Origin of the sequence: Micromonospora sp. HB375 (assembly GCF_017872985.1) — a bacterium.
GTDB classification, from domain to species: Bacteria; Actinomycetota; Actinomycetes; order Mycobacteriales; family Micromonosporaceae; genus Micromonospora; species Micromonospora chalcea.
Genome location: NZ_JAGGJO010000001.1, coordinates 3,125,573 through 3,151,803, shown reverse-complemented (window position 1 = coordinate 3,151,803; position 26,231 = coordinate 3,125,573). Strand labels below are relative to the sequence as shown.

Genomic DNA, 26,231 nt, shown 5'->3' with positions numbered 1-26,231 from the left:
CGCCGACGAGTTATTTTACGGTGAAAATACTTTCTGGCAGTCGAATCTTCGTCGGAGCGGCCCCGGTGCCGCAGCTCAACCCGGATCGCGGGGAGCCTGCTCAGACATCGTAGGGTGGCCGCGGGATCGGGTCCACCATCGCGTCGAAGCCCTTCGGAAGCTGCGCGACGAGGTCCTGGAACTCCCCCACCGTCACCGTGTCGCGCAGCGTGGCGAGCACCGCCACCGCGCCCACCTCGGCGACCGCCGGATCCACCGCCGCACGCTCGGCCACCCGGTACAGGAAGTCCACCGCGCCGCCGGTCACGGCGATCCCACCCGGCTCCAGATAGCCGCCGACGTCGTCCGGCAACTGCGCCGCCAGGTCGGCCGTCTCGTCCGCGGTGACCCGCTCGGCGAGGGTCTGCAACACCGCCCGGGAGATGGTCGCGGCCTCGTCGGACGGCAACTCGGACCGCCGCGCCACCGCCTCGACGAACAGGGGGAACCGCATCCCACCCCTCCCCTCGCCGCCGGCGGGCACCACGCCCGCACCGGTCGGCCCCGGCGGGTACCCGCCCCCACCCCGGCCAAACGCCCCGGCCCGCGGCCGGTCACCACGAGTGGCTGCCGCACCACGAACCGGGAGTAACATCCGGCCCATGGCCCCCGTCACCACCCACCCCGGCGCCTGCCCACTGGACTGCCCCGACACCTGCGTCTGGCAGCTCACCGTCTCCGACGGCGTCGCGGTCGGGCTGCGCGGCGACCGTGACCACCCGTTCACCAGGGGCGCGCTCTGCGGCAAGGTGAACCGCTACCTGGACGCGGTGAACGGGCCGGACCGGCTCACCACGCCCTGGGTCCGCACCGGCCCGAAGGGCGCGGGACGGGTCGCGTACCGGCCGGCGAGCTGGGACGAGGCAGTCGAGCGGGTGGCCGCCGGACTGCGCGCGAGCATCGAACTCCACGGCCCGGAGTCGGTGCTGCCCTACTACTTCGCCGGCACGATGGGCCTGGTCCAGGGCTGGACCATGGGACCCCGGCTCTTCGCCCACCTGGGCGCGTCCCGGCTGGACACCACCATCTGCACGGCGGCGGCGCGGGCGGCGCTGCGCTCACTGTACGGCGCCTCGGTCGGCTTCGAACCGGAGTCGATCGTCGAGGCGGAGCTGATCGTCCTCTGGGGCGCCAACCCGCTGGTGACCAACCTGCACCTGTGGCCGTTCGTGCAGCAGGCCCGCGAGCGCGGCGCGTACGTGGTGACGATAGACCCGCTGCGCACCGACACGGCGGCCCGCAGCGACGAGCACGTCGCGCCGCTACCCGGCACCGACGCGGCGCTCGCGCTCGGGCTGATGCGCCACGTCCGCGACGCCGGGGCGGCCGACGAGGCGTGGCTGGCCGCGCACACCACCGGCTGGCCGGAACTGGCCGCCCGGCTCGACGACTGGCCGGTGGAGCGGGCCGCCGCCGAGTGCGGCCTGCCGCCCGAGGTGGTACGCCGCCTCGGCGAGCGGATCGCCACCACCCGGCCCACCGCGATCCGCGTCGGGCTGGGCCTGCAACGGCACCACGGCGCCGGGCAGGCGATCCGCGCCATCTGCGCGTTGCCGCTGGTCACCGGCGACTTCCGGTACCCCGGCGGCGGGGCGCTGGTGACCACCAGCGGCCACCACCGCATCGACAACGGTCCGGTGATCCGGCCCGCCGGCATGCCGGCCCCACCGGCCCGGACGCTGAACATGAGCCGGCTGGCCACCGTGCTCACCGGGGAGGCCGACCCGCCTGTCACCTCGCTCGTGGTGTTCAACGCCAACCCGGCGGCGACCGCGCCGGACCAGGCCCGGCTGCTCACCGGGCTGGGCCGCGCCGACCTGTTCACAGTGGTGCTGGAGCAGCGCTGGACCGACACCTGCGACTACGCCGACGTGGTGCTCCCGGCGACCATGCAGCCCGAGCACCTGGACCTGCAGACGTCCTACGGGCACCACTACACGACGTTGAACCTGCCGGTCACCCGCGCGCCGGGCGAGGCGCTGCCGAACACCGAGATCTTCCGGCGGATCGCCGCCGCGCTCGGGATCGACCACCCGGCGTTCTCGGACAGCGACGAGGACCTGGCCCGGCAGTTGCTGGCCGACGCGCCGATCACGTTCGAGGAACTGCGCGAACGCACGTACGCCCGGCTCACCGGCGTGCCGGTCGGGTCCGCGCCGTACGCCGCTGGCGGGTTCCCCACGCCGGACGGGCGGGCCCGGCTGCACGACCCGGCGCTCGCCGCGCTCGGGGTGGACCCGCTGCCCGGGTACACGCCACCGGCCGAGGCGGCCGACCCGGAACTGACCCGCCGGTTCCCGCTGACGCTGCTCACCCCGGCCAACCGCTACCTGATGAACTCCACGTTCGCCTCGCTGCCCTGGCACACCCGCCGGGCCGGGCCGCCGCGGCTGCACCTGCACCCGGCCGACGCGGCGGCGCACGGGCTCGCCGACGGCGACGCGGTGCGCGTGCACAACGACCGGGGCGCGTTCCTCGCCGCGGTGGCGGTGGACGAGGCGACCCGGCCGGGGTGCGCGTTCACGTACAAGGCGTACTGGGCGCGGCGCAGCCCGGGGCGTTCCACCGTCAACGCGGTCACCGGCGTCCGCGACACCGACCTGGGCGAGGCGCCGACGTTCCACGACTGCCGGGTGGCGGTCGAGCCGGTGCCGGCCGCCCTGCTGACCGCCGAGCCGCCCCTGGACGAGGTCGCCGAGCCGGTAGCGGCTGGGTGATTCGGGACCTCCGGCCCCCTGACCTGGTCATTGCGCCCCTGCTCCTCCCCCGTCGCCGCCGCCTAGCGTCGGGGGCGGACACAGGGAGGTTCGCCATGCGTACGTGGCAGGTGCAGGACGTGATGACCAGGGACGTGGCGTCGGTACGGGAGGGCACGGCGTACCGGGAGATCGTCGACGTGCTGACCGAACGGCACGTCACGGCGGCGCCGGTGGTGGACGAGACCCGGCGGGTGCTCGGCGTGGTGTCCGAGGCGGACCTGATGTACAAGGTGGAGCTGCTGGGGCAGCCCCGGGAGCGGCGGATCCTGCCCGACCGGCACCGCCGCGAGGCGCAGGCGAAGGCCGGTGCGACGCTCGCCGCCGACCTGATGACCGCTCCGCCGGTCACGATCACGCCGGACGCCACGATCGTGGAGGCGGCCCGGCTGATGGACACGCGCGGCGTGAAGCGGCTGCCGGTGGTCGACGACCTCGGCCGTCTGGTCGGCATCGTCACCCGCGGTGACCTGCTCAAGGTGCACCTGCGCCCGGACGCCGGCATCCGGCGCGACGTGGTCGAGGAGGTGCTGTGGCGCAGCCTCGGCGTCCGCGACGGCGTGGTCGACGTGACGGTGCAGCGGGGTGTGGTGACGCTGACCGGGCAGGTGGAGCGACGCTCCACGGCGCAGCTCGCGGTGCGGCTGGCCCGGCAGGTCAGCGGCGTGGTCGAGGTGGTCGACGCGCTCGGCTACGCGATCGACGACGCCCCGATGGCGGCCCTGCGCGTCGGCGTCGCCTGAGCCTGGCCGGCCCGCGTCGGTCCACCCGGCGCCCACCGGTGTCACTCCTGGGCGAGCGCGTCCAGCACCAGCGCGGCGGTCCAGCTGAACGCCGGTGAGCCGAGTCCGGCGCCGGTGTCCGGATGGAAGTACTCGTGGCAGCCGGCCCGGTCGACCAGGTCGAGCAGCGACTCGCGCAGTCCGGCGGCCAGGTCGGCCCGTCGGTGGGTACGCAGACCCTGCCAGAGCAGCCAGCCGGTGTTGATCCAGCTCGGCCCGCGCCAGTAGCGCAGCGGCTCGAAGTCCGGGGCGGTGCGGTCGTACGTGGGCAGCGGCCGGTCCATCCGGGCGGCCAGCCCGAAACGCGGCGAGCACGCCTCGGCCAGCACCGCCGACACCTGCGCGGCGGGCAGTTCGGGCAGCGCCAGCGGCATCAGCCCGAGCACGGTACGGGCCGGCACGAGGCGGTCGGCGCGCACGTCGCGGGGACGGAACGTGCCGGTGACCGGGTCCCAGAGCCGGGTGACGATCGCCTCGGTGATCCGGGCCCCCCGGTCCCGGTGCGGCCCCGGGTCGGCGCCGATCACCGAGGCGATGCGCGCGAGGGCGTACTCGGAGACGCCGAGCGCGGCGTTCACCAGCGGGCACTCCACCAGGAACGGGTGCCGCCCGAGCAGCCCCTCGTCCCGGTAGCGGCCGGCCCGGTACGACTCCACCAGCGCGACGTAGCGCGCGTAGTCCAGGTCGGTGGGGCGCTGCGCGGCGTCGGCGTGCGCGGTGTCGTGCCGGCGGTACGCGCGCATCACCGCCTCGTCGGCGGGCACCGCGGCCAGCGGCGCGTCCCAGGCCGGGCTGTTGTCCAGTCCGGACTCCCACGGGTGCACGATCGACGCCAACCCGCCGCCGCCCGCGTCGCGCCGCCCGGTCAGGTAGCGCTGCTGCGCGACGAGCCTCGGGTAGAGCCGCCGCAGCGCGGCCACCGACGCCTCGGAGGAGGCGCGGCGGTGCACCAGCCAGGCGGCCGGGGCGTGCACCGGCGGCTGGACTATGCCGGAGGTGGCGCGGGCCGGGGCGCCGTCGGCGCGGGCCGAGTCCCAGAACTGGGGCCCGGGGAAGTACGGCCCGGCACGGGAGGCGGGGTTGAACACGATGTGCGGCACCCGCCCGTCGATCCACTGCGCGGCGAACAGCGTCCGCAGCTCCCGCCAGGCCCGGTCGGGGCGGACGTGTGCCAGGCCGATCGCGATGAACGCCGAGTCCCAGCTCCACTGGTGCGGGTAGAGCGTGCGGGAGGGCACCGTGTGGTCGTGTTCCCAGTTGGCGTCCAGGGTGGCCAGCGCGAGGCGGCGCAGCCGGGCGTGACGGTCGGCGTCGGCGCGTACCCCGGTGGTCAGCGTCATGCGGCGGCCCGCCGGGGACGGGCCTGGGCCAGCGCGGTGGCGGCCTGGCGCAGCGCGGCGACCGGCTCGCCGCGCAGCCGGCACTCCAGCGCGAGCCAGCCGGTGTAGCCGATCGCGTCCAGCGTGCCCAGCAGCGCCGCCCAGTCGAGGTGCCCCGCGCCGGGCTGGTGCCGGTTGGAGTCGCTGACCTGCACGTGCCCGAGGTACGGCGCGGCGGCGCGCAGCGCGGCGTTCGGGTCGTCCTCCTCGATGTTCATGTGGTACGTGTCGGCGGCCACCCGCAGCGCCGGTGACCCGACCGCGCGGCACAGCTCGACGGCCTGGTCGAGCCGGTTGACCATGTGGTCCTCGTACCGGTTGAGCGGTTCCAGGAACACGGTGACCCCTTCGGCGCGGGCGTGCCCGGCCAGCTCGCCCAGGGCGTCGACGAGCACCCGCCGGTCGTCGTCGGCCGAGCGTGGTGGTTCGAACGGGGGCAGCCGGCGGGAGAACATGCCCCACGCGGCAGGGGTCATCGCGCCGACGCCGCCCAGCTCGGCGATCACCGAGAGCTGGGAGCGCAGGTTGTCCACCGCGTCGCGGGAGCGGCCCGGGTCGAAGTCGCCGACGAAGTGGTCCATCTCGACGCAGACGGTCGGCATGACCACGCCGGCGGCGCGGGCGCGGCGCAGCTCCGGCAGCCGCCCGGCCAGCGCGAGGTCACCCCGGCCGCGCAGCTCGATGCCCTGGTAGCCGAGGGAGACGGCGAGGGCGTACTTCCCGATCAGGTCGGCGCCGGGGAGCAACTGCTCCTGGCAGGCGAGCGGAATGTCCATCAGAACCTCAGCACCACTTGGAGGACGTCACCGTCACCGCGGTCGAGCAACGCCAGCGCGTCGGCCACCGCGCCCGCGTCGACGACGTGGCTCACCAGCGGCAGCGGGTCGACGCTGCCCTCGGCCACCAGGTCCATGAACGTGTCCGCGATCCGGGTCCCGGACCACCGGCCGGCCGTGCCGGGCGCCGGGTCCGGCCCGGAGACCTGGGCGGCCACCAGCTGGATCCGGTTGTGGTGGAACTCCTCGCCGAGTTCCAGCCCGTGGGCGTACCCCTGGTAGAAGCCGGCCGCGACGACGCGGCCGGCGTGGGCGGTGGCCCGGATCGCCTCGTGCAGCGCCGGGTACGACCCGGACAGCTCCAGGCAGACGTCCGCGCCCCGGCCGCCGCTCTCGGCGCGCAGCGCGGCGGCGGGCGACTCGGCGGCGGCGTCGACCGTCCGGCGGGCGCCGAGCCCGGTGGCGTGCGCGAGCCGCCCGGGCATCCGGTCGACGGCGACCACGCGGGCTCCGGAGAGCACCGCGAGGCGCGTGCCGAGCAGCCCGATCACGCCCTGCCCGAAGACGCCCACCCAGTCGCCCAGGTGCAGGTCACCGGCGAGCACGGCGGTCAGCGCGATGGCGCCGGGGCGGGCGAAGACGGCGGCGAGCGGGTCGATGCCGGGCGGCAGCGGATGCGCCGCCGCCGCGGGCAGCACCGCTTCGGCGCGGTGCCCCCAGATGCCCCAGACGAGCTGGCCGGGCCGCCGCCCGGCGACGTCGGGGGCGACCTCGACGATCTCGCCGACCTCCTCGTAACCGAAACCCACCACCGGGTACGCGGACCCGGCCTGGCGGGGCACGAACATGCGGGCGCCGGCGTCCCAGTCCTTGCGCAGTCGCGGGTTGCTGCCCCGGTAGAGCGTCAGCTCGGTGCCGGCGGAGATGCCCGAGTAGTGGGTGCGGACGCGGACCTGGCCCGGACCGAGCCGGTCCGCGGGGCAGGGCTCCAGGCGTACGTGCCGGGGCCCGGCCAGAGAGACAACCCAGTTGCTCATGGCGTCGCTCCGAAGAAAGTGCCGACCTCGATTCTAACCCAAAAAATGGGCATATGTGATTACATTGACGAATCGATGGGTATTAGCGGCAGGCCGTACTCTTTCGAGAGGAGTGCCACCGATGTCATCACCCTCCACACGGCGGCTCGCAATCAGCCTGATCCTGGCACTGGCCGGGACCGGCGTGGCCGCATGCAGCGACGACGGGCAGAAATCCGACAGTTCCCGGATCACCGTCTGGAGCCTGGAAGACGTGGCGGACCGGGTCGCCGCCACCAAGGCGATCATCGCCGACTACACCGCCAGGACCGGCGTCCAGGTCAACCTCGTCACCGTCAACGAGGACCAGTTCCCGTCCCTGATCGCCTCCAGCGCCGCCGCCGGCGACCTGCCCGACGTGGTCGGCTCGGTCTCGCTCGCCGGGGTGCGCACGCTGTCCGCCAACGAGCTGGTGGACGCCGACGCCAACGGCGCCGTCGTCGAACGGCTCGGCCGGGACACGTTCACCCCGCGCGCGCTGGAACTCACCAGCGACGGCGGCACGCAGCTCGCCGTACCGAGCGACGGGTGGGGCCAGCTGCTCGTCTACCGCAAGGACCTGTTCGACGCCGCCGGCCTGCCGGCGCCCGACACGTACGAGAGGATCGCCGCCGCCGCGGCGAAGCTGAACACCGGCGGCGTCGCCGGCATCACCGCGGCGACCGCCCCCGGTGACGTGTTCACCCAGCAGACGTTCGAGCACCTGGCGCTGGCGAACAACTGCCGGCTCACCGACGACTCCGGCAAGGTCGTTCTCGACTCCCCCGAGTGCGTCGAGGCGTTCCGCTTCTACGGCGACCTGATGCGCAACAACTCGGTGAAGGGCGCCCAGGACGTCGACACCACCCGGGCCACCTACTTCGCCGGCAAGGCGGCCATGCTGATCTGGTCGCCGTTCATCCTCGACGAGCTGGCCGGGCTGCGCGCCGACGCCCGTCCCACCTGCCCGCAGTGCCAGTCCGACCCGGCGTGGCTGGCCAAGAACAGCGGGTTCGTCACCGCGATCAAGGGCCCGAACGGCACCGAGCCCGCCCAGTACGGCGAGGTCAGCTCCTGGTCGGTGCTCGACGGCGCGGCCGACCCGGCGAAGTCGTTCGTGGAGTACATGCTCTCCGACGGCTACCCGCGCTGGTTCGGCATGTCCCCCGAGGGGCGCTTCCCGGTGCGCACCGGCACGCCGGAGGACAAGCAGAAGTTCCGCACCGCCTGGAACACCAGCCCGGCCGGCGTGGACACCAAGAAGCCACTGTCCGAGGTCTACGGCGGGGACGTGCTCGCCACGCTGCGGCGCAGCCCCGACACGTTCCAGCGCTGGGGCCTGACCGAGAACCAGGGCAAGCTCGTCGGCGCCATCCTGGGTGAACTACCAGTGCCCAAGGCGCTCGCCGACGTCGTCGGCGGCAAGTCCGACGCCCGCGCCGCCGCCGAACGCGCCCGCAAGGACGTCGAGGCGATAGCCAAGGGCGTCAATTGACCACCACCGCGCCGGAGGCCGGCCGCTCCCCCGCCCCGGAGCGGTCCCGCCGACCCGGCCGACGCCCGCTGACGCTGCGCCGCCGCGAGTCCCGCGCCGGGCTCGCGCTGGTCGCCCCGACCCTGCTCGTCGTGCTCGCGGTGATCGGCATACCCATCGTCTGGACGGTGGTGCTGGCCTTCCAGCGGGTACGCCTGGCGACGCTGCGCAAGACCGGCCTGTTCGGCGAGCTGACGCTGGACAACATCGACCGGGTGCTGCACACCCCCGGGTTCGCCGACACGCTCTGGACCACAGTGCTCTACAGCGTCGGCGGCACCGCCGGCTCGATAGTGGTGGGCCTGGTGGCGGCGCTGGCCGTACGCGGGCCGTTCCGGGGCCGCACGCTGGTACGCGCGTCGATGCTGCTGCCGTACGTGGCGCCGGTGGTCGCCATGACGTTCGTCTGGCAGGTGATGCTGGACCCGCAGCTCGGCATCGTCAACGACTGGGGCAAGCGCTTCCTCGGCTGGGATCAGCCGGTGCCGTTCCTGTCGCAGGAGTCCACCGCGCTGTGGACGGTGATCGCGTTCGAGGCGTGGCGCTACTTCCCGTTCGCGTTCCTGTTCCTGCTGGCCCGGCTCCAGGCCGTCCCGGCGGAACTGGAGGAGGCTGCCCGGGTCGACGGCGCCACACCCACGCAGCGGTTCCGGCACATCCTGCTGCCGCAGCTCATGCCGGTGATCGCGCTGATCGGCGTGCTGCGGTTCATCATGACGTTCAACAAGTTCGACGACGTCTACCTGCTCACCGGCGGCTCGGCCGGCACCGAGGTGGTGAGCGTTCGCGTCTACCAGTTCCTCACCGCCCGTACCGACATCGGCGCGGCCGCCGCCCAGGCCGTCGTGCTCGCCGTGGTGCTGCTCGTGTTCGTGGCGATCTACCTGCGCTTCTTCGGCGCGCGACGGGAGGCGTGATGGACCGGGACCGGATCGAGACGGTCAGCCTGCGCTGGCTGCGCCGGCTGGTGATCGCCGGGTTCCTGGTGGTCACGCTGCTGCCGTTCTGGTACATGCTGGTGCTGTCGGTACGCCCGATCGAACGCCTGCTGCTCGAACCCGGCTCGCTCTGGGTGCCGTTCGGCGAGCTGACCGTCGCCACGTACGCGGAGGTGCTGAAGTCCGTCTCCGACGGCGGCCAGGGCTTCCTCACGTTCATCCGCAACAGCGGCCTGGTGGCGCTCGCCGCCACCGCGCTCACCCTGGTGATCGCCATTCCCGGCGCGTACGCGGTGTCCCGCCTGCGGTTCTTCGGCCGACGCCAGGTCAGCGCGCTGTTCCTGGCGGTCTACCTGTTCCCGTCGATAGTCATCGCGATCCCGCTGTTCGTGGTCTTCACCCGGGCCGGGCTGCGCGGGTCGCTGACCGGCCTGGTGCTCGTCTACATCTCGCAGACACTGCCGGTGTCGGTCTACATGCTGAAGAACTACTTCGAGACCATCCCGGTCAGCCTCGAGGAGTCGGCGGCGATCGACGGCGCCGGCCGGCTCGGCATCATCCGCCGGGTCAGCCTGCCGCTCGCCGCGCCGTCGGTGATGGCCGTCGCGCTGTACGACTTCATGATCGCCTGGAACGAGTACCTGTTCGCGCTGCTGTTCCTGGTCGACCGGCCCGACCGGTGGACCGTGTCGCTGGGGCTGTCGCTGCTCGCCGACGGCGTGGAGGTGCCCAAGACCGTGCTGATGGCCGGCTCGGTCATCCTCACGCTGCCGATCGTGGTGCTGTTCTTCGCCGGGGAGCGAATGCTCACCGAGGGACTCACCAGCGGGGCCGAGAAGGGCTGAGCGTCCGTGCCAGGATGATCGGGTGCGAGCATCACGGGAGGACCGACCGGCCGGCACCCGACTGGCCCGGCTGCTCACCGAGGCGCTCGCCCCGACCGTCCTGGTCACCGCGCTGCCGCTGATCGCCGCCGCCCGGGTCAGCCGCTCGGCGGGCCAGTTCCTGCTCTGGGGCGGCATCGCGCTCACGTTCTGCGCCGTCATCCCGATCGGCGTGCTCGTCCACGGCGTACGCCGGGGGCGGCTCACCGACCGGCACGTCGGCGACCGCACCCAGCGGGCCCGGCCGCTGTCGATCGGGCTGGCCTCGGTCGCGGCCGGGTTGCTGCTGCTGGCGGCGGTCCGCGCGCCCGCCGAACTGTTCGCCGTGATCGTGGTGGTCTTCGTGGTCGGCGCGGCGTGCGCGCTGGTGAACCACTGGTGGAAGCTGAGCATCCACGCGGCGGTCGCCGCCGCCACCGTCGCCGTGCTGGTGCCGCTGGCCGGGCCGGCGGCGAACCTCGGCTGGGCGCTCGTCGCGGCGGTCGGCTGGTCCCGGGTACGGCTGGTCGACCACACCTGGCCGCAGGTGCTGGCCGGCGTCGCGCTCGGCGGACCGCTGGCCGCCGGCACGTTCCTGGCGCTCGCCTGACCCGCCGCCACAAGATCAGCTACGGTGGCCTCATGGGCAAGCCGACCCGCTGGGTGACCGACACGAAGCCCGGCCACTCGCAGTGGTACGTGGACCGCTTCCGCCAGCTCGCCGCCGAGGGCGCCGACCTGTCCGGTGAGGCGCGGCTGCTGGACGCGCTCGTACCGCCGGGCGCGCGCGTGCTGGACGCCGGCTGCGGCACCGGCCGGGTCGCCGCCGCGCTCGCCGCACGCGGGCACGACGCCGTGGGCGTGGACGCCGACCCGACACTCGTCGAGGCGGCCCGCGCCGACCACCCCGGCCCCCACTTCCTGGTCGCCGACCTGGCCGAGCTGGACCTGGCCGCGCAGGGTGAGGCCGAGCCGTTCGACGCCGCCGTGCTCGCCGGCAACGTGATGGTCTTCGTCGCCCCCGGCACCGAACGCGACGTGCTGGCCCGTGTCGCCGCCCACGTGCGCCCGGACGGCCTGGTGGTGGTCGGTTTCGCCACCGACCGGGGCTACCCGGTCGGCGACCTGGACGCCGACGCGGTGGCCGCCGGACTGCGCCCCGAGCACCGTTTCGCCACCTGGGACCTGCGCCCCTGGCGCGACGACGCCGACTTCGCGGTGAGCGTGCTGCGCCGCCCCGCCGACTGACCCTTCTCCTGCCGACCAGGGCTCACGCGGGTGCGGCGACAGTGCGGGCGGCCTCCGGGTCGAGCGGGCTGCCCGCCGGCAGGAGGTCCACCAGGCCCGCCGGCAGCCGCGCCGGACGCACCCCGGCGTAGCCGAGCATGCCCGGCACGTCCGCGCCGGTCAGCGCGTACCGCCGCCCCAGGTCGGTGACCACGCAGACCGTGCCGCCGGTCGCGCCCGGCGCGGACACCGCCTCCACCAGCGCGCCACGTCCCGGCTCCACCACCACCTCGTCGGCGAGCCCGGCCCGGCCGCCGGGCGTCCGCGTGGCGGCGGCGAGGTCCGGCGCGGTGACGCCGACGCGGATCTCGCGTACGCCGGCGTCGTCCCCGGCCCGCGCGCAGATCGCGCCGTTCTCGGCGGCGGCCAGCCGGGGCGGTACGGCGGGCGGCGCGGTCGGCCCGCCGGGCACCAGACCGGGCAGCTTCGGCAGCGCGGCGAACCGGCCGAGCGTGATCGGTTCGGGCTCCCCCTGGCCGGTGCGGGCCAGCAGCAGCGCCGCCTGCAACTCGGTGATGCCGGCCAGCCCGCCGCGCTGCGCCACCGCGTACTGCCGCCCGCCACCGGAGTTGCGCACCAGGTACACGTCACCCACGCTCGCGCCGGTGACCCGCTCGGACGGCTCACCGAGGTCACCGACCGGTGGCGGGACCAGGTCGGCACCGGCCGGCAGCGTGTTGAGCAGCGCCGCCGCGACCGGCACCGCCCGTTCCCGCGTGGCGGCCAGCGCGGCGAGCACCCGGTCGGTGTCGCGCAGCAGGTAGCGCCGGTCGTGCCAGAGCAGGTGCAGGCCGCCGTCCGGGTGCCGTGCCAGCAGCCCCTGGTCGCCGAGCGCCCGGCCGCCGGTGGCCTGCCGCCCGATCAGCAGCACCGACCGGGCCGCGCCGCGCCCGGTCTCGCCCTCATCCGTGGAGCAGAGCGTCCACGCGTCGCGGACGAGCCGGTTCGGCGCGGGCAGCGAGTCCGGCGCGTCGGCGATGCCCAGCGGCAGACCGCGCGGCACCCCCTCGATGGCACGGCGGCCGACCAGCACCGTCTTCGGCTGCTCCGCCCCGATGATCAGCAGCGCGGAGGCGTAGTTCAGCACCGGGTGCAGCTTCTCGTCGCGGTAGACGAACCGTGCGCCCGACTCCTTCTCCACGATCACCGCGCCGGTCTCGCGCCACGAGTCACCGCCGCCGGTGAACAGGCCGTAGAGGGCGACGCCGCCGAGCGCGATCGCGGCGACCAGGACGCTGGCCAGACCGGCGCCGGCCAGCCGGCGGAACGGGGACTGCGGCGGGTCCGTCTCCCGCATGACGAGCGCGGCGACCGCCCGCTGGACGGTGAACTGGTACGAGTGCAGCTGGTCCTGCCGCGACGCCATCGTGTCCCTTCCCGCCGGGATGGTCGGCGCACAGGATAAGCGCTCCGTCGATGCCCCGGCGACCCTGCGTGTCTCTCACCGGCCCGGACCCCACCACCTCCCCGAGCTGGAGTCGATCAAGGCGGCCAGGACCACCCCACCCGGAATGGATACCCCCGGGGGTGTGTTACACATGCAGAACCCGAATCAACGGAGGTACTGATGGCCAGCGTGGCGTTGACCACCACCGACTTCGCGGAGACCGTCAACCGGGACGGCATCGTCCTGGTCGACTTCTGGGCCGCCTGGTGCGGTCCCTGCCGGGCGTTCGCGCCGGTCTACGAGAAGGCCAGCGAGCAGCACCCGGACATCGTCTTCGGCAAGGTCGACACCGAGGCGGAGCCCACCCTCGCGGCGGCCGCCCAGATCCGGTCGATCCCGACGCTCATGGCGTTCCGGGACGGCGTGCTGGTGTTCGCCCAGCCGGGCGCTCTGCCGACGGCGGGGTTGGAGGAGTTGATCCGGGCCGTGCGTGACCTCGACATGAACGAGGTCCGGGCCCAGGCCGGCGTCTGATCGGGGTGGCGACAGTAGTACCCCCTGGGGTATGTTCGAACGCAGGAGGTGGGACGTGAATCTTCGACCCGAGATGACCGGCGAGGCGCTGACCCGGCTGAAGCGTGCCCGGGGGCAGCTCAACGCCGTCATCGAGATGATGGAGAACGGCGAGGACTGCCGCGCCGCGTTGACCCAGCTCGCCGCGGTCTCCAAGGCCATCGACCGGGCCGGCTTCAAGATCATCGCTTCCGGCATGCGCTACTGCGACGCCGCCCGCCAGGCCGGCGAGGAGCCGGAGATGACCGAGGAGGAGCTGGAGAAGCTCTTCCTGTCCCTGGCCTGACGGCGCCCGACCGACCGACCGAATCCCGCCCGCCCGACCGGCTGAGCCCCGCCCGCGCCGTGTGACCACGGCGCGGGTGGGTAAACCACTGCCCGGAGAACCCGGGCCGCAGACTGTCCCACACATACCCCCCGGGGTATATAGGCAATGAGAGGAAACGACATGACTCTCGACGTGTCCGTCATCGCGACCTCCTCGCTCGGCGACCGCAGCTACCTGGCCTCCGACGGCCGGGTGGCGATCGTGGTCGACCCGCAGCGCGACATCGACCGCATCCTCTACCTGGCCGGCGCCAAGGGCGTACGGATCACCCACGTGGTGGAGACGCACATCCACAACGACTACGTCTCCGGCGGCCTGGAGCTGGCCCGGATCACCGGCGCGCAGTACCTCGTGGCCGCCGCCGACACCGTCGAGTTCGACCGCACGCCGGTCTCCGACGGCGACACCGTGCCGGTCTCGGACACCATGCGGCTGCGGGTGCTCGGCACCCCGGGCCACACGTTCCACCACCTGTCGTACGTGCTCGACGAGCGCGACGGCGACTGGACGCCGGCCGGCGTCTTCACCGGCGGCTCGCTGCTGTTCGGCACCACCGGCCGCACCGACCTGCTGGGCCAGCAGTACGCGCACGAGCTGGCGCACCACCAGCACGCCTCCGCGCGCAAGCTGGCCGACCTGCTGCCCGACGGCGCGCAGGTGTGGCCCACGCACGGCTTCGGCAGCTTCTGCTCGGCCAGCCAGGCCGACGCCCCCGAGTCGACGATCGGCCGGGAGAAGCAGGCCAACCCGGTGCTGCGGCTGGCCGCCGACCAGTTCGTCACCGAGACGCTGGCCGGGCTGGACGCCTACCCGGCGTACTACGCCCACATGGGCGTGGCGAACGCCGCCGGTCCCGCCCCGGTGGACCTCACTCCGGTGGCCCGCGCCGACGCCGACGAGCTGCGCCGCCGCATCGCCGCCGGCGAGTGGGTGGTCGACCTTCGCCACCGCAAGGCGTACGCGGCCTCGCACCTGGCCGGCACGGTCAGCCTCGGCCTGGACGGCCCGATGTCGACATGGCTCGGCTGGCTGATCGACTGGGGCGTGCCGATCACGTTCCTGGCGCAGACCCCGGAGCAGGTCGCCGACGCCCAGCGGGAGCTGGTCCGCATCGGCATCGACCGCCCGGCCGCCCAGGCCACCGGCGAGCCCGAGCAGTGGACCGGCGACCCGTCGCAGCTGCGCGAGATGGCCGTGGCCGACTTCGACGCGCTGGCCGCCGCGCAGGCCGGGAAGACGCCGGCCGGGCTGCCCGAGCCGCAGGTCGTCCTCGACGTGCGGATGACAGGCGAGTGGAAGGCCGGGCACATCGACGGCGCGGTGCACGTGCCGCTGCCGGACGTGCCGAAGCGGCTCGCCGACATCCCCGCCGGGACCGTCTGGGTGCACTGCGGCTCCGGCTACCGGGCCACCGCCGCCGCGTCCCTGCTCGCCAACGCCGGCCGCGACGTGGTGCTGATCGACGACTCGTACGGCCGGGCCGAGGCGGCCGGCGTACGCATGGCGCCCAGCGCCTGACCTCTCCCCGAGCGCCCGGCCGGCGTGCCCCTGCGCCGGCCGGCGCTCGACCCTGCCCGAAAACACCCGCTGAAGGAGACAGAGCATGACCACGACCACCCCCACCACCATCGACGCGGCGACGCTGCGCGAACTGATCGCCGCCGGCCGTACGCCCCGGATGCTCGACGTGCGCACGCCCGGTGAGTTCGAGGCGGCGCACATCCCCGGCGCGTACAACGTGCCGCTGGACCTGCTCCGGGAGCACCGCGCGGAGCTGCGCAGCCACCTGGACGAGGACGTGGTGCTGATCTGCCGCTCCGGCGTCCGGGCCGGCCAGGCCGGTCAGGCGCTCGGCACCGTCGGCCTGCCCAACGTCAAGGTGCTCGACGGCGGCATGCTGGCCTGGCAGGCCACGAACGCGCCGGTCAACCAGGGCCGGGCCCGCTGGGACCTGGAGCGCCAGGTACGTCTCGTCGCCGGTTCGATCGTGCTCGCCGCGATCCTCGGGTCGGTGTTCGTGCCGGGCCTGAAGTGGGTCGCCGCGTTCATCGGCGCGGGCCTCACGTTCGCCGCGCTCACAAACACCTGCGCCATGGGCATGCTGCTGAGCAAGCTGCCGTACAACCGGGGCGCGAGCTGCGACCTGGACACGATCGTGGGGCAGCTGCGCGACGGGAGCCGCAGGTGACCACCCTCGCGCTGACGCTGGCCGGCGCGGTGCTGATCGGCGTGACGCTGGGTCTGCTCGGCGGCGGCGGTTCGATCCTCGCCGTGCCGCTGCTGGTCTACGTCGCCGACCTGCCCGCGAAGGAGGCCATCGCCACCTCGCTGCTCGTCGTCGGCGTGACCAGCGCGGTGGGCGTGCTGCCGCACGCCCGCGCGAACCGGGTCCGCTGGCGCACCGGGCTCATCTTCGGCGTGGCCGGCATGACCGGCGCGTACGCGGGCGGCCGGCTGGCCGAGTTCGTGCCGGCGAGCGTCCTGCTCACCGGGTTCGCGCTGATGATGCTGGCCACCGCGGTCGCGATGCTCCGGGGCCGCCGGTCCACCGAGGGCCGGTCGAAGCCGCACGAGCTGCCGATGCTGCGGGTGGTCGGGGACGGCGTGGTCGTCGGGCTGGTCACCGGCCTGGTCGGCGCGGGCGGCGGCTTCCTGGTCGTACCGGCTCTGGCCCTGCTGGGCGGGTTGCCGATGCCGGTGGCGGTCGGCACCTCGCTGGTCGTCATCGCGCTGAAGTCGTTCGCCGGCCTGGCCGGCTACCTGTCCAGCGTGCAGATCCACTGGGGGCTGGCCGGCGCGGTCACCGCCGCCGCGGTCGTCGGCAGCCTGCTCGGTGGCCGGCTCGCCGGGCGGATCCCGGCCGACGTGCTGCGTCGCGGCTTCGGCTGGTTCGTCGTGGTGATGGGCGTGTTCGTGCTCGCCCAGCAGCTGCCGCTGATCTGGGGACTCACCGTGGGAGCGCTTGCCGCGGCCGGTACGGTCACCATGGCGGTGTGGGCCCGCCGAGGAAGGGGACACAGTGGACAGCAGCACCTGGGACAGCCGGTACGCCGACACGCCCGGGCTGGTGTGGAGCGCTGAGCCCAACCGTTTCGTGGTCGAGTCGGTCGCCGGGCTGACTCCCGGGTCGGCGCTGGACATCGCGGCCGGCGAGGGACGCAACGCGGTCTGGCTGGCCGGTCAGGGCTGGCGGGTCAACGCGGTGGACTTCTCCACGGTGGCCGTCGAGCGGGGGCGGCAGATGGCCGCCGCGCGGGGCGTGACCGTCGACTGGCGGGTAGCGGACGTGACCGCGTACCGGCCGGTGCCGAACAGCTACGACCTGGTGCTGATCAGCTACCTGCACCTGCCCGCCGCCGAGTTCGCCGGCGTGCTCGCGGCGGCGAAGTCCGCGCTGCGCCCCGGCGGCACGCTCGTGGTGGTCGGGCACGACCTGGCCAACCTCACCGGTGGCACCGGCGGCCCGCAGGACCCCGCCGTGCTGCTCACGCCCGAGGCGGTGGTCGACGGGCTGGCCGGGCTGCGGGTCCAGCGCGCCGAGACCACCCGCCGGCCGGTCCCGACGAGCGACGGCGGCGCCGTGGACGCGCTGGACACGGTCGTGGTGGCCACCCGCCCCGCCGACTGAGCGCCACGCGCCGTGGTTTCGCCGGGCCGGGCCGGCACCGGCCGGTAGCATCCGGGGACGGATCGGCGGAGAGGACACCGGGTGGGCGCGCGCTTCGAGGAACTGGCCTGGCGGGAGACGCCGATCGGCGAGATCAGCCTGCGGCGGCGGCGCGACCCGGCGCTGGGCGCCGAGGTGTACGAGGTGAAGCTCGATGACGAGTACCTCATGTCCAGCGCCTTCCCGGTGGCGGAGATCGAGCTGGCCCGGCTCGGACTGGCCGCGCTGACCGGCACGGAGCTGGACGTGGTGGTCGGCGGGCTCGGCCTCGGCTACACGGCACGGACCGCGCTGGAGGATCCCCGGGTGCGTTCGCTGCTCGTGGTCGAGGCGATCGAGGACGTGATCGACTGGCACCGCCGGGACCTGCTGCCGTTCACCGCCGGGCTGGCCACCGATCCGCGTACCCGGTTCGTCCGGGCGGATTTCTTCGCCGCGGTCGCCGACGGCGGTTTCGACCCGGACGAGCCGGGCCGCCGCTTCCACGCGGTGCTGCTGGACGTGGACCACTCCCCCCGTCAGGTGCTGCACCCGAGCCATGCCGCGTTCTACACGGTCGACGGGCTGCGCCGGCTGGCCGCGCTGCTGCACCCGGACGGGGTCTTCGCGCTCTGGTCGAACGACCCGCCGGACCCGGAGTTCCAGCGCACTCTCACCGCTGTGTTCCCGACCTCGGTGGCGCACGTCGTCCGGTTCCCGAACCCGTTGCAGGGCCGGGAGGCGGCGAACACCGTGTACGTGGCCCGGCACTGATCCACCGGGCCACGCATGGCCGTAGGGCCAGCGGGAAAGCGGGCGGCCGACCGTACGACGGGAGGCTGGGACATGCGTGCGTTGCTCTGGGTGGTCGGCGTGGTCGCCGGTGTGATCATCCTGCTCGGGCTGCTGCTGGAGGCGGTCCGCTGGCTCGTCATCATCGGCGTGATCGCGCTCGCCGCGGTGATCATCGTCGGCATCGTGAAGGGCCGGCGGGTGGTGCACCAGCATTCGACACGCCGGCACTGACCTGCGCAGGTGTGACCTACCCGGCAACCTACGTTAGCGTAGGTTACCGCCCGGTCACGTTAGGCTGGGGTCGTCATCCGCGCGACGAGGAGTAACGGCGATGGACGCGACCGCCCAGCGACCCTGGACCCGTAACTACGCGCCGGGGGTACCGGCCGAGATCGCCGAGCCGGACGGCTCGCTCGTCGACCTGCTCACCGAGGCGGCCGGGCGGTTCGGGCCCCGGGTCGCGCTCGACTTCTACGGCGCCACCACCACGTTCACCGAACTGGCCGACCAAGTGTCCCGCGCCGCCGAGGCGCTGCGCCGCCTCGGCGTCGGCCCGGGCGACCGGGTGGCGCTGGTGCTGCCGAACTGCCCGCAGCACGTGGTCGCCTTCTACGCCGTGCTGCGGCTCGGCGCGGTCGTGGTCGAGCACAACCCGCTCTACACCGCCGACGAGCTGGACCGGCAGCTCACCGACCACGGCGCAGGCGTCGCGATCGCGTGGGACAAGGTCGCGCCGCTGGTGGCGGGACGCGGCGCCGTGCGTACCGTGGTGGCTGTCGACCTGACCGCGGCGCTGCCGCGACTCAAGCGGTGGGCGCTGCGGGCGCCGCTGCCGAAGGTCCGCGCCGCCCGCGCCGCGATGACCGCCCCCGCGCCCGGCGCCCTGGCCTGGTCGGACCTGGTCGCCGCGGCCGGGCCGCTGCCCGCCGGGCATCCCGCGCCGGAGGCCGGCGACGTGGCGCTGCTCCAGTACACCGGCGGCACCACCGGCGAGCCCAAGGGCGCGGTGCTGACCCACCGCAACCTGCGCGCCAACGCCGCGCAGGGCCGGGCCTGGGTGCCCGGTCTGCGTGACGGCGAGGAGACCGTGTACGCGGTGCTGCCGCTGTTCCACGCCTACGGGCTGACGCTCTGCCTCACCTTCGCCGTCAGCATCGGGGCCACCCTGGTGCTGTTCCCCCGCTTCGACGCCGACCAGGTGCTCGACGCGGTCCGCCGCCGCCCGCCGACGTTCCTGCCCGCGGTGCCGCCGGTCTACGCGAAGCTCGCCACCGCCGCCCGCGAACGCGCCGTCGACCTCACCTCCATCCGGTACGCGATCTCCGGCGCGATGTCGCTGCCACCGGCCACCGTGGAGCTGTGGGAGCAGGTGACCGGCGGCCTGCTGGTCGAGGGGTACGGGATGACCGAGACGTCCCCGATCACCGTCGGCAACCCGGTCGCGCCGACCCGCCGGCCCGGCACCGTCGGCGTGCCGTTCCCCTCCACCGACGTGCGTATCGTCGACCCGGAGGACCCGAGCCGCGACCGCGCCCCGGGCGAGGCCGGCGAGCTGCTGGTCCGCGGCCCGCAGGTGTTCTCCGGCTACTGGCACCGGCCGGAGGAGACGGCGAAGGTGCTGCTGCCCGGCGGCTGGATGCGCACCGGCGACATCGTCACCATGGACGCCGACGGCTTCATCACGGTGGTCGACCGGATCAAGGAGCTGATCATCACCGGCGGCTTCAACGTCTACCCGTCCGAGGTGGAGGAGGCGTTGCGCCGCGTCCCCGGCGTACGCGAGGCCGCCGCCGTGGGCATGCCCACCGACGACGGCGAGGAGGTCGTCGCCGCGGTGGTGGTCGACCCGGCGGTGGCCGCCACGCCGGAGGCGATCCGGACGTCGTGCCGCACCCACCTGGCCGGGTACAAGGTGCCGCGCCGGGTCGTGATCGTCGACGAGCTGCCGTACTCCCAGATCGGTAAGATCCTGCGCCGCGAGGTCCGTGAACGGCTGCTCGCCGCCCGCTGACGCAGTCCCCCAGGGCCCGCGGACGGCGAGTGGAACGCCATGGGTGTCAAACGGGGCCGGAGACACCCACAGCGTTCCACCGACGGCCGGACGTGTCGGTGCCGGCGCCTACGCTGTGGCGATGGTCGACAGACGTCAGGTGCTGGCCTTCCGCGTGCGCGCCCAGCAGCTCGACCGGGCGCAGGGCTCGCTCGCCGACACCGCCGTGCTCGACATCGGCGTGCAGGACACCGGCCCCGACGGCGGCCGCTGGGCGCTGGCGACGCGCGGGGTCGACGTGACCTCGCTGACCGGTGACGACGTGGTCATGCTCTGGACCGTACGCGGCGCCCCGCACCTCTACCGCCGCGCCGACGTGGGCGCGGTGGCCACGGCGGTCGAGCCGTTCTCCGACGCCGACGCGGGCAAGCGCATCTACGACGCGGCGAAGCCGTTGAAGGCCGCCGGCATCGGCATCGTCGCCGCGCTCGACGAGGTGGCCGCCCGGATGCGGGAGATCGTCCGCACGCCGACGGTCAAGGGCGAGGTCTCCGGGCGGCTCGCCGAGGTGATGCCCGAGCCCTACCTGCGGCACTGCCGGCCGTGCGACGCGATCCACCTCTACGAGATGCCGTTCCGGCTCGCCGCCGTACGCGCCGGGCTGGAGCTGCGCCTCGACACGTCACCGCCGGTCCTGGAACGCATCCGCGGGTTCCATCCGGCCGCCGCGCCCGGCGACCGGTTCGAGCTCATCCGCGCCTACCTGCGGCTGCTCGGCCCGGCCACCCCGAAGCACGTCGCCGACTACCTCGACGCCCCGGTCAAGGAGGTCAAGGCCCGCTGGCCGGGCGACGCGGTCGAGGTGAGCGTCGACGGTGAGACGCGCTGGCTGCTCGCCGCCGACGAGGCGGCGCTGGCGTCGGCGGACGCCACGACGACCCGCCTGCTCGGCCCGTTCGACCTGTTCCTCCAGGCGAAGGACCGGGCGACGCTCGTGCCGGACGCGGCCCGCGCCAAGGAGTTGTGGCCGGTGCTGGGCCGCCCTGGCGCCGTGCTGGCCGACGGGGAGCTGGCCGGCACGTGGCGGCCCCGCAAGTCCGGCCGGTCGTTCACCGTCGCCGTCCAGCCGTGGCGAAAGCTCACCGGCAGCACCCGCGACGCGGTGGTCGCGGAGGCCGAGCGCCTCGCCGCGTACCGGGGTGTGCCGCTCGCGGGTGTCGACTTCGCCGCGTGATGGCATCATGATCGCGTGATCGTCTGGCTCAACGGCGCGTTCGGTGCCGGCAAGACGACCACCGCGCGGCTGCTCACGGAGTCGCTTCCGGACGCGCGGCTGTTCGACCCGGAGTTCCTCGGCTCGATGCTCACCGCGTTCGTCACCCCGCCGACCGGCGACTTCCAGGACCTGCCCCTGTGGCGTCACCTCGTCGTGCAGACGGTCACCGGCCTGGACCGGCACCACCCGGGCATCTGGATCGTGCCGATGAGCCTGCTCGTCCCGGCGTACCGCGCGGAGATCCTCGGCGGCATCCGCGCCGCGGGCGTCGACGTCCGCGAGGTCGTGCTCACGCTCCCCGAGGACCGGTTGCGGGCCCGGATCGACGCCGACCAGGTCGAGTCCGGCGCGCGCGGCTGGCGGCACGACCACGTCGCCCGGGCGCTGGACACGTTCGCGTCGGTGACCGACGCCCACCTGATCGACGCCACCGTCCCGCCCGAGCAGGTGGCCGACGCCGTCGCCGCGCACGTCACGGGCGCAGCCTGATCGTGGGAGGATGCTCGGCATGCCGGATCGCGCGTTGAGCTTCGGAGCGGCGGCGCAGGCGTACGAGCGGTTCCGGCCCGGCTACCCCGAGGAGCTTGCCGACCTGGTGCTGGCGTACTCGGACCGGCCGGTCCGGACCGCCCTGGAGATCGGCGCCGGGACCGGCAAGGCCACCCGGCTGTTCGCGCGGCGCGGCATCGCGGTCACCGCCACCGACCCGGATTCCGCGATGCTCGCCGAACTGCGCCGGCACGTCCCGGCCGGGGTGCGGGTCCGGCAGGCCGCGTTCGAGCAGTTGCGCGCCGGCGAGGGCCACGACCTGGTGTACGCGGCGGCGGCGCTGCACTGGACCGACCCGGCGGGCCGGTGGGAGCGGGTCGCTGGGCTGCTCGTGCCCGGTGGTGTGTTCGCCTCGTTCGGCGGGCCGCTGCGGCTGGCCGACCCGGCGCTGCGCGACGGGGTGGCCGCAGCCCGAGCCGAGTTCCTCGCCGACGACGAGATCCCGTCGCCGGACGGGACGCCGCCGGAGGCCGGCATGCAGTGGCCCGGCACGGAGCTGCGCGCGTCCGAGTGGTTCACCGATGTGCGCCAGTCGGAGATCGCGCGGCGGATCACGATGAGTGCCGACGACTTCGTCGGTCTGCTGTCGACCGTCTCGGCCTACCTCGAACTGCCGCCACATGTCCGTGAGCAGGTGTTCCGCCGCGTCCGGGATGTGCTGCCCGGCACGGTCGAGGTCACCGCCGACGTCACGGTCCACCTGGCCCGGCGGACGTCGCAGCCCTGATCAACCGGCACCGGATGATCCCTTGACGGCACCCCTGGCGCGAGTCGGCCCGCCACGGCGCCCCTTCGCCGCCGTCGGCACGCGGAGGCGTCCTGGCACCGCGCCGGACGACAACCCGAAGATCTACGCGGACGAGGGAACTTCCTGACACACCTGACCGACTACTCGATCGGGACACGGCAGCCGGGCGGCCCACGGCTCGACGGGCACGAGCCACCCCGAACCAAAAGCCGATATTTTCGATCGGAGTAGTCGATGTCCGTCACCGAACTGTCCGGCGACCCCGCGCCGGACACCTCCACCGCCGCGCCGGCCGCTCGGCCGGGCCGCCAGCCCACGCCGTTCGCCGCGCTGCTGACCCGGCTCCATTTCTACGCCGGCATCCTGGTTGCCCCGTTCCTGCTGGTCGCCGCCCTGACCGGCCTGGCGTACACCATCACCCCCCAGCTGGACCAGGCCCTCTACGGCGACCGGCTGACCGTGGCCACCGTCGGTGACCAGCCGAAGACCCTCGCCCAACAGGTCACCGCCGCGCGGGCGGCGCACCCCGACGGCACCATCGCCGCCGTGGCGCCCGGCACCGGCGACCGGACCACCCAGGTGGTGTTCTCGCTCGAGGAACTCGGCGACAAGCAGCACACCGTCTACGTCGACCCGTACACCGGCGAGGTGACCGGGCAGCTCACCACCTGGTTCGGCTCCACCCCGGCCACCACCTGGCTCGACGACCTGCACCGCAACCTGCATCTCGGCGAGGTCGGCCGGCACTACTCCGAGATCGCCGCCAGCTGGTTGTGGGTTCTCGTTCTCGGCGGGGTAGTCCTGTGGTGGCGCCGCCGCAGCGCCACCCGCGCCCGGACGACACACCTGCTCGTACCGGACCTGACCGCCCGCAAGGGAGTTCGCCGTACCCGGGGCTGGCACGCCACCACCGGCGTCTGGCTCGCGGTCGGCCTGCTGTTCCTCTCCGCCACCGGCTTGACCTGGTCCCGGTACGCCGGCGCGAACTTCAGCACCGGCCTGGACACCCTGCGCGCCGGCACTCCGGAACTCTCCACCACCGTCGACGGCGTGGCCCCGCCCGCGGGCGGCGGTGAGCATCAGCACGGTGGCGCGGCGACCGGCACGGCGGACAATCCGGCGTCCTACGACAATGTGCTGGCCTCCGCGCGCAGCGCCGGACTCTCGGGACCGGTGGAGATCAGCCCTGCCGCGGAGCCCGGCCTGGCCTGGACCGTCGCCCAGGTCGACAACGCCTGGCCGGTCGCGAAGGATCGAATCGCCGTCGAGCCCACCACCGGCGCGGTCACCGCCCGCAGCGACTTCGCCGACTGGCCGCTGCTCGCGCAGCTCAGCAGCCTCGGCATCCAAGCCCACATGGGAATCCTGTTCGGGCCGATCAACCAGATCCTGCTCGCGGCGCTCGCTCTCGGTCTGCTCTGCGTCATCGTCTGGGGCTACCGCATGTGGTGGCAGCGCCGCCCCACCCGCGCCGGCCGTCGCGCCCCGCTCGGCTCACCGCCCGCCCGAGGTGGCCTCCGCGGGCTCCCGTGGTGGGCGCTGCTGCTCGGCGTACCGGTCACCCTGGCACTCGGCTGGGCACTGCCCTGGTTCGGCGTCACCCTGCTCGGCTTCCTCGTCGTCGATCTCGTCCTCGGCCTGCTCGCGCGTCGGCGCCGCCGGCCCCTACCCGTCTCACCCGCGCCGGCCGGCAGCTGACCCCGGCGGCTATCCGGCCGTCACCGCCTCGGAGAGACCGGACAGCCGCCGTGAACCCTCAGTCGCGGATCCGCACGGCGCCTAGCCCCTCCTGATCAGCATGTCGTCGGGAGGGGCCGGACGGATCACGGCGAGGCGGGATCAGGACACCAGGTAGGCAGTCAGCCGGTCGGCGAGCGGGCCCGGGCGGCTGAGCGCTACCGCGTGGCCGCCGTCGATCTCGTCCGGCACCACGCCGAGCCGGTCGGCGGCCACCCGGCGCTGGAAGTCGGCGGGAAAGAACCGGTCGTCGCGGCCGATGAGCACCCTCGTCGGCACGGCCGGCCAGGCGGCGAGCGGCCACGGCTCGTCCCACTCCGCGCTGACCTGCTCCCGGCCGTGCGCGGGCGCCTCGGCGACGATCCCGGCCGGCACGCCGTTGTAGAACTGCTGTTCCTCGCTGAGCCCGTCCGGCTCGCGGTAGCCGGTGTTGCCCCACCAGTCCCCCGGCTTCTCGCCGGGCCGCGGAATCATCGGGGTGAGCAGGACCAGGAGGCGCACCGGCAACCGGTCGGCGACCAGCGGTGCGGTGAACGCGCCGTACGAGTGCCCGACCACTACGAGGTCGTCCCGGTTGCCGACGGCGTCGATCACCGCCTGGCGGAAGTCGGTGAACCCCGCCGACCTGTCTCCGATCGGCAGCTCCGGCACCACCGCGTCGTGACCCCGGGCGGCCAGCTCGGGAACCAGCAGGTGCCAGTCCCACGCGCTGCCCCCGCCGCCGTGGATGAGCACGAACGTCGTCATGCGCGGACCCTCCCACACCGGTACGACAAGCCGTGATTGTCAGTGCGGATACGCCCGGGGCACGCGGGCGGCCCGCAGCTCGTCGCGGAACGCCTCGATGCGGGTGATGACCTGGCGCCGCCCGATCGTGTTCTCGATCCGGTCAAGGTAGAGACAGCGGGCGGCGAGCCGGGGCAGGTCGACCGAGAAGTAGATCGCCATCAGGGGGTTGACGAACAGGTCGCCGTCGCCGGTGCGCCGACTGAACCGTACGTCTCCGAACGCGCCGCCGGTGGCGGCGGCGATCTGCCCCTGGACGATGCTCGGCCGGTGCGGGGTGGCGGCCTGGGCCTGCGCGACCGCCTCTCGGTAGAGCACCGCCTCACGGCTGGAGCCGGGAATGGACAGCGCGCCGAGGTAGCCGCCCTCCCGGTCGAGGGCGGCCAGGTTCTCCAGCACCTCGACGTGGTTGACGCCGTCGTGCGCGTCGATGCCGAAACCGAGGCTGCTCACCAACCGGATCGGCACGTCCAGCCCGGCCACGGCGGCCAGGCTGGTGATGTCCTCCACCGGGGTGCCCAGGCCGCTCTCGTCGCCGCGCAACAGGATGTCGGTGCCGCCGTCGACGAGCACGATCGCGTCGACGTCGAGCCGGTCGACCAGGTGCCGGTACGCCTCGCGCAGCGTCTGCACGCCCAGCGGCGGGAAGGCGTACACGGTCGACGGCAGGTCCCGGCCCGCCAGCCAGCGGGCCAGGTGCCCCTCCGGGAAGTACCAGTCGGGGCTGAGGGTGTCCGGCCGGATCGCCGCGACGTGCTCGTCCACCCACACCTGCCGGTCGAGCAGTTCCAGCTCCGAGAAGGAGAGGCTGGCCAGGTGCACCCGCTTGCCGGCCTGCCACAGGGCCAGGGCCAGCGGCAGGCCGGCGTAGACGTCGAAGCCGCCACCGGCGCCGGCGATCAGGACGTCGTTCGCCGGAGCCAGTGCGGCGAACAACGGCGGAACGGCCAACGTGTACGCGGCGGTGTCGGTCACCAGATGATGATCTCCGCTCGCGTTCGGGCTCG

General features: G+C 73.9%; 27 protein-coding genes. 20 read left to right on the top strand and 7 right to left on the bottom strand.

Annotated features, from left to right (window positions below):
• Positions 1–100: 100 nt before the first annotated feature.
• Entirely contained in the window at positions 101–493 is a 393-nt protein-coding gene (locus J3R08_RS14500; RefSeq protein ID WP_043324646.1) for a DUF2267 domain-containing protein, read from the bottom strand.
• Between the two features lie 148 nt (positions 494–641).
• On the opposite strand from J3R08_RS14500, the gene J3R08_RS14495 reads away from it, so the two are divergent.
• Both J3R08_RS14495 and J3R08_RS14490 read left to right on the top strand, forming a co-directional pair.
• Complete coding sequence (locus tag J3R08_RS14495) at positions 642–2,756, top strand: molybdopterin-dependent oxidoreductase (RefSeq protein WP_209961601.1); 2,115 nt, start codon at positions 642–644, stop codon at positions 2,754–2,756.
• 95 nt (positions 2,757–2,851) lie between these two features.
• Positions 2,852–3,538 carry a CBS domain-containing protein gene (locus tag J3R08_RS14490; protein ID WP_069088191.1) on the top strand — a complete coding sequence of 229 codons (687 nt, stop codon included), beginning with the start codon at positions 2,852–2,854 and terminating at the stop codon, positions 3,536–3,538.
• 41 nt (positions 3,539–3,579) lie between these two features.
• Here the strand turns inward: J3R08_RS14490 and J3R08_RS14485 are convergent, their stop codons facing one another.
• From J3R08_RS14485 to J3R08_RS14475, 3 genes are read right to left on the bottom strand one after another with little or no spacing between them, the layout of a single operon-like run.
• Entirely contained in the window at positions 3,580–4,917 is a 1,338-nt protein-coding gene (locus tag J3R08_RS14485) for a hypothetical protein (protein ID WP_187692454.1), read from the bottom strand.
• Positions 4,914–5,732 carry a sugar phosphate isomerase/epimerase family protein gene (locus J3R08_RS14480; protein WP_043324649.1) on the bottom strand — a complete coding sequence of 273 codons (819 nt, stop codon included), beginning with the start codon at positions 5,730–5,732 and terminating at the stop codon, positions 4,914–4,916. The genes J3R08_RS14485 and J3R08_RS14480 overlap by 4 nt, the downstream gene beginning before the upstream one ends.
• Positions 5,732–6,769, bottom strand: a complete 1,038-nt coding sequence (locus J3R08_RS14475) for a zinc-binding dehydrogenase (RefSeq protein WP_064446194.1) — start codon at positions 6,767–6,769, stop codon at positions 5,732–5,734. The genes J3R08_RS14480 and J3R08_RS14475 overlap by 1 nt, the downstream gene beginning before the upstream one ends.
• A gap of 121 nt (positions 6,770–6,890) precedes the next feature.
• On the opposite strand from J3R08_RS14475, the gene J3R08_RS14470 reads away from it, so the two are divergent.
• From J3R08_RS14470 to J3R08_RS14450, 5 genes are read left to right on the top strand one after another with little or no spacing between them, the layout of a single operon-like run.
• Entirely contained in the window at positions 6,891–8,282 is a 1,392-nt protein-coding gene (locus J3R08_RS14470; RefSeq protein WP_064446195.1) for an ABC transporter substrate-binding protein, read from the top strand.
• Positions 8,279–9,238, top strand: a complete 960-nt coding sequence (locus J3R08_RS14465) for a carbohydrate ABC transporter permease (protein ID WP_209961599.1) — start codon at positions 8,279–8,281, stop codon at positions 9,236–9,238. The genes J3R08_RS14470 and J3R08_RS14465 overlap by 4 nt, the downstream gene beginning before the upstream one ends.
• Complete coding sequence (locus J3R08_RS14460; RefSeq protein ID WP_113973854.1) at positions 9,238–10,104, top strand: carbohydrate ABC transporter permease; 867 nt, start codon at positions 9,238–9,240, stop codon at positions 10,102–10,104. The genes J3R08_RS14465 and J3R08_RS14460 overlap by 1 nt, the downstream gene beginning before the upstream one ends.
• 22 nt (positions 10,105–10,126) lie before the next feature.
• Positions 10,127–10,732, top strand: coding sequence for a phosphoesterase PA-phosphatase (locus J3R08_RS14455; RefSeq protein WP_069088186.1), 606 nt, complete (start codon positions 10,127–10,129; stop codon positions 10,730–10,732).
• A gap of 32 nt (positions 10,733–10,764) precedes the next feature.
• Positions 10,765–11,370, top strand: coding sequence for a bifunctional 2-polyprenyl-6-hydroxyphenol methylase/3-demethylubiquinol 3-O-methyltransferase UbiG (locus J3R08_RS14450; RefSeq protein WP_209961597.1), 606 nt, complete (start codon positions 10,765–10,767; stop codon positions 11,368–11,370).
• 22 nt (positions 11,371–11,392) lie between these two features.
• Here J3R08_RS14450 and eccB read toward each other — a convergent pair whose 3' ends face one another.
• Positions 11,393–12,775 (bottom strand): type VII secretion protein EccB, encoded by a 1,383-nt coding sequence (gene eccB, locus J3R08_RS14445; protein ID WP_209961596.1) that lies wholly within the window; start codon positions 12,773–12,775, stop codon positions 11,393–11,395.
• Between the two features lie 201 nt (positions 12,776–12,976).
• Here eccB and trxA point away from each other — a divergent pair, with 201 nt between their 5' ends.
• From trxA to J3R08_RS14380, 13 genes are all read left to right on the top strand, one after another.
• A complete protein-coding gene (gene trxA, locus J3R08_RS14440) occupies positions 12,977–13,330 on the top strand; it encodes a thioredoxin (protein WP_113973857.1) in 354 nt (117 codons plus the stop codon).
• 55 nt (positions 13,331–13,385) lie between these two features.
• Positions 13,386–13,655 (top strand): metal-sensitive transcriptional regulator, encoded by a 270-nt coding sequence (locus J3R08_RS14435; RefSeq protein ID WP_013285930.1) that lies wholly within the window; start codon positions 13,386–13,388, stop codon positions 13,653–13,655.
• 162 nt (positions 13,656–13,817) lie between these two features.
• Positions 13,818–15,215: an MBL fold metallo-hydrolase gene (locus J3R08_RS14430; protein WP_043324660.1), complete on the top strand. Its 1,398-nt coding sequence runs from the start codon at positions 13,818–13,820 to the stop codon at positions 15,213–15,215.
• 85 nt (positions 15,216–15,300) lie between these two features.
• Complete coding sequence (locus tag J3R08_RS14425) at positions 15,301–15,885, top strand: rhodanese-like domain-containing protein (protein ID WP_064446201.1); 585 nt, start codon at positions 15,301–15,303, stop codon at positions 15,883–15,885.
• Positions 15,882–16,778 carry a sulfite exporter TauE/SafE family protein gene (locus J3R08_RS14420; RefSeq protein ID WP_043324662.1) on the top strand — a complete coding sequence of 299 codons (897 nt, stop codon included), beginning with the start codon at positions 15,882–15,884 and terminating at the stop codon, positions 16,776–16,778. The genes J3R08_RS14425 and J3R08_RS14420 overlap by 4 nt, the downstream gene beginning before the upstream one ends.
• Positions 16,717–17,325 (top strand): bifunctional 2-polyprenyl-6-hydroxyphenol methylase/3-demethylubiquinol 3-O-methyltransferase UbiG, encoded by a 609-nt coding sequence (locus J3R08_RS14415; protein WP_043324663.1) that lies wholly within the window; start codon positions 16,717–16,719, stop codon positions 17,323–17,325. Before J3R08_RS14420 ends, J3R08_RS14415 begins: the two co-directional genes overlap by 62 nt.
• 81 nt (positions 17,326–17,406) lie before the next feature.
• Entirely contained in the window at positions 17,407–18,117 is a 711-nt protein-coding gene (locus J3R08_RS14410) for a spermidine synthase (RefSeq protein WP_043324664.1), read from the top strand.
• Between the two features lie 72 nt (positions 18,118–18,189).
• Positions 18,190–18,369, top strand: a complete 180-nt coding sequence (locus J3R08_RS14405) for a hypothetical protein (protein WP_043324665.1) — start codon at positions 18,190–18,192, stop codon at positions 18,367–18,369.
• 100 nt (positions 18,370–18,469) lie between these two features.
• Positions 18,470–20,149 (top strand): long-chain-fatty-acid--CoA ligase, encoded by a 1,680-nt coding sequence (locus J3R08_RS14400; protein ID WP_209961594.1) that lies wholly within the window; start codon positions 18,470–18,472, stop codon positions 20,147–20,149.
• Between the two features lie 121 nt (positions 20,150–20,270).
• Entirely contained in the window at positions 20,271–21,362 is a 1,092-nt protein-coding gene (locus J3R08_RS14395) for a winged helix DNA-binding domain-containing protein (protein WP_209961591.1), read from the top strand.
• Between the two features lie 15 nt (positions 21,363–21,377).
• On the top strand, positions 21,378–21,893 hold the full coding sequence (locus J3R08_RS14390) for an AAA family ATPase (protein WP_064446203.1): 516 nt from the start codon (positions 21,378–21,380) through the stop codon (positions 21,891–21,893).
• Positions 21,894–21,912: 19 nt separating this feature from the next.
• The gene (locus tag J3R08_RS14385) at positions 21,913–22,680 is read left to right on the top strand and encodes a trans-aconitate 2-methyltransferase (protein WP_209961589.1); all 768 of its coding nucleotides are present in this window, start codon (positions 21,913–21,915) and stop codon (positions 22,678–22,680) included.
• Between the two features lie 255 nt (positions 22,681–22,935).
• On the top strand, positions 22,936–24,399 hold the full coding sequence (locus J3R08_RS14380; protein ID WP_209961587.1) for a PepSY domain-containing protein: 1,464 nt from the start codon (positions 22,936–22,938) through the stop codon (positions 24,397–24,399).
• Positions 24,400–24,540: 141 nt separating this feature from the next.
• On the opposite strand, the gene J3R08_RS14375 is transcribed toward J3R08_RS14380, so the two are convergent.
• Positions 24,541–25,185 (bottom strand): alpha/beta fold hydrolase, encoded by a 645-nt coding sequence (locus J3R08_RS14375; RefSeq protein WP_104114212.1) that lies wholly within the window; start codon positions 25,183–25,185, stop codon positions 24,541–24,543.
• A gap of 39 nt (positions 25,186–25,224) precedes the next feature.
• Positions 25,225–26,199 carry a DUF1152 domain-containing protein gene (locus tag J3R08_RS14370; RefSeq protein ID WP_104114211.1) on the bottom strand — a complete coding sequence of 325 codons (975 nt, stop codon included), beginning with the start codon at positions 26,197–26,199 and terminating at the stop codon, positions 25,225–25,227.
• Positions 26,200–26,231 lie beyond the last annotated feature (32 nt).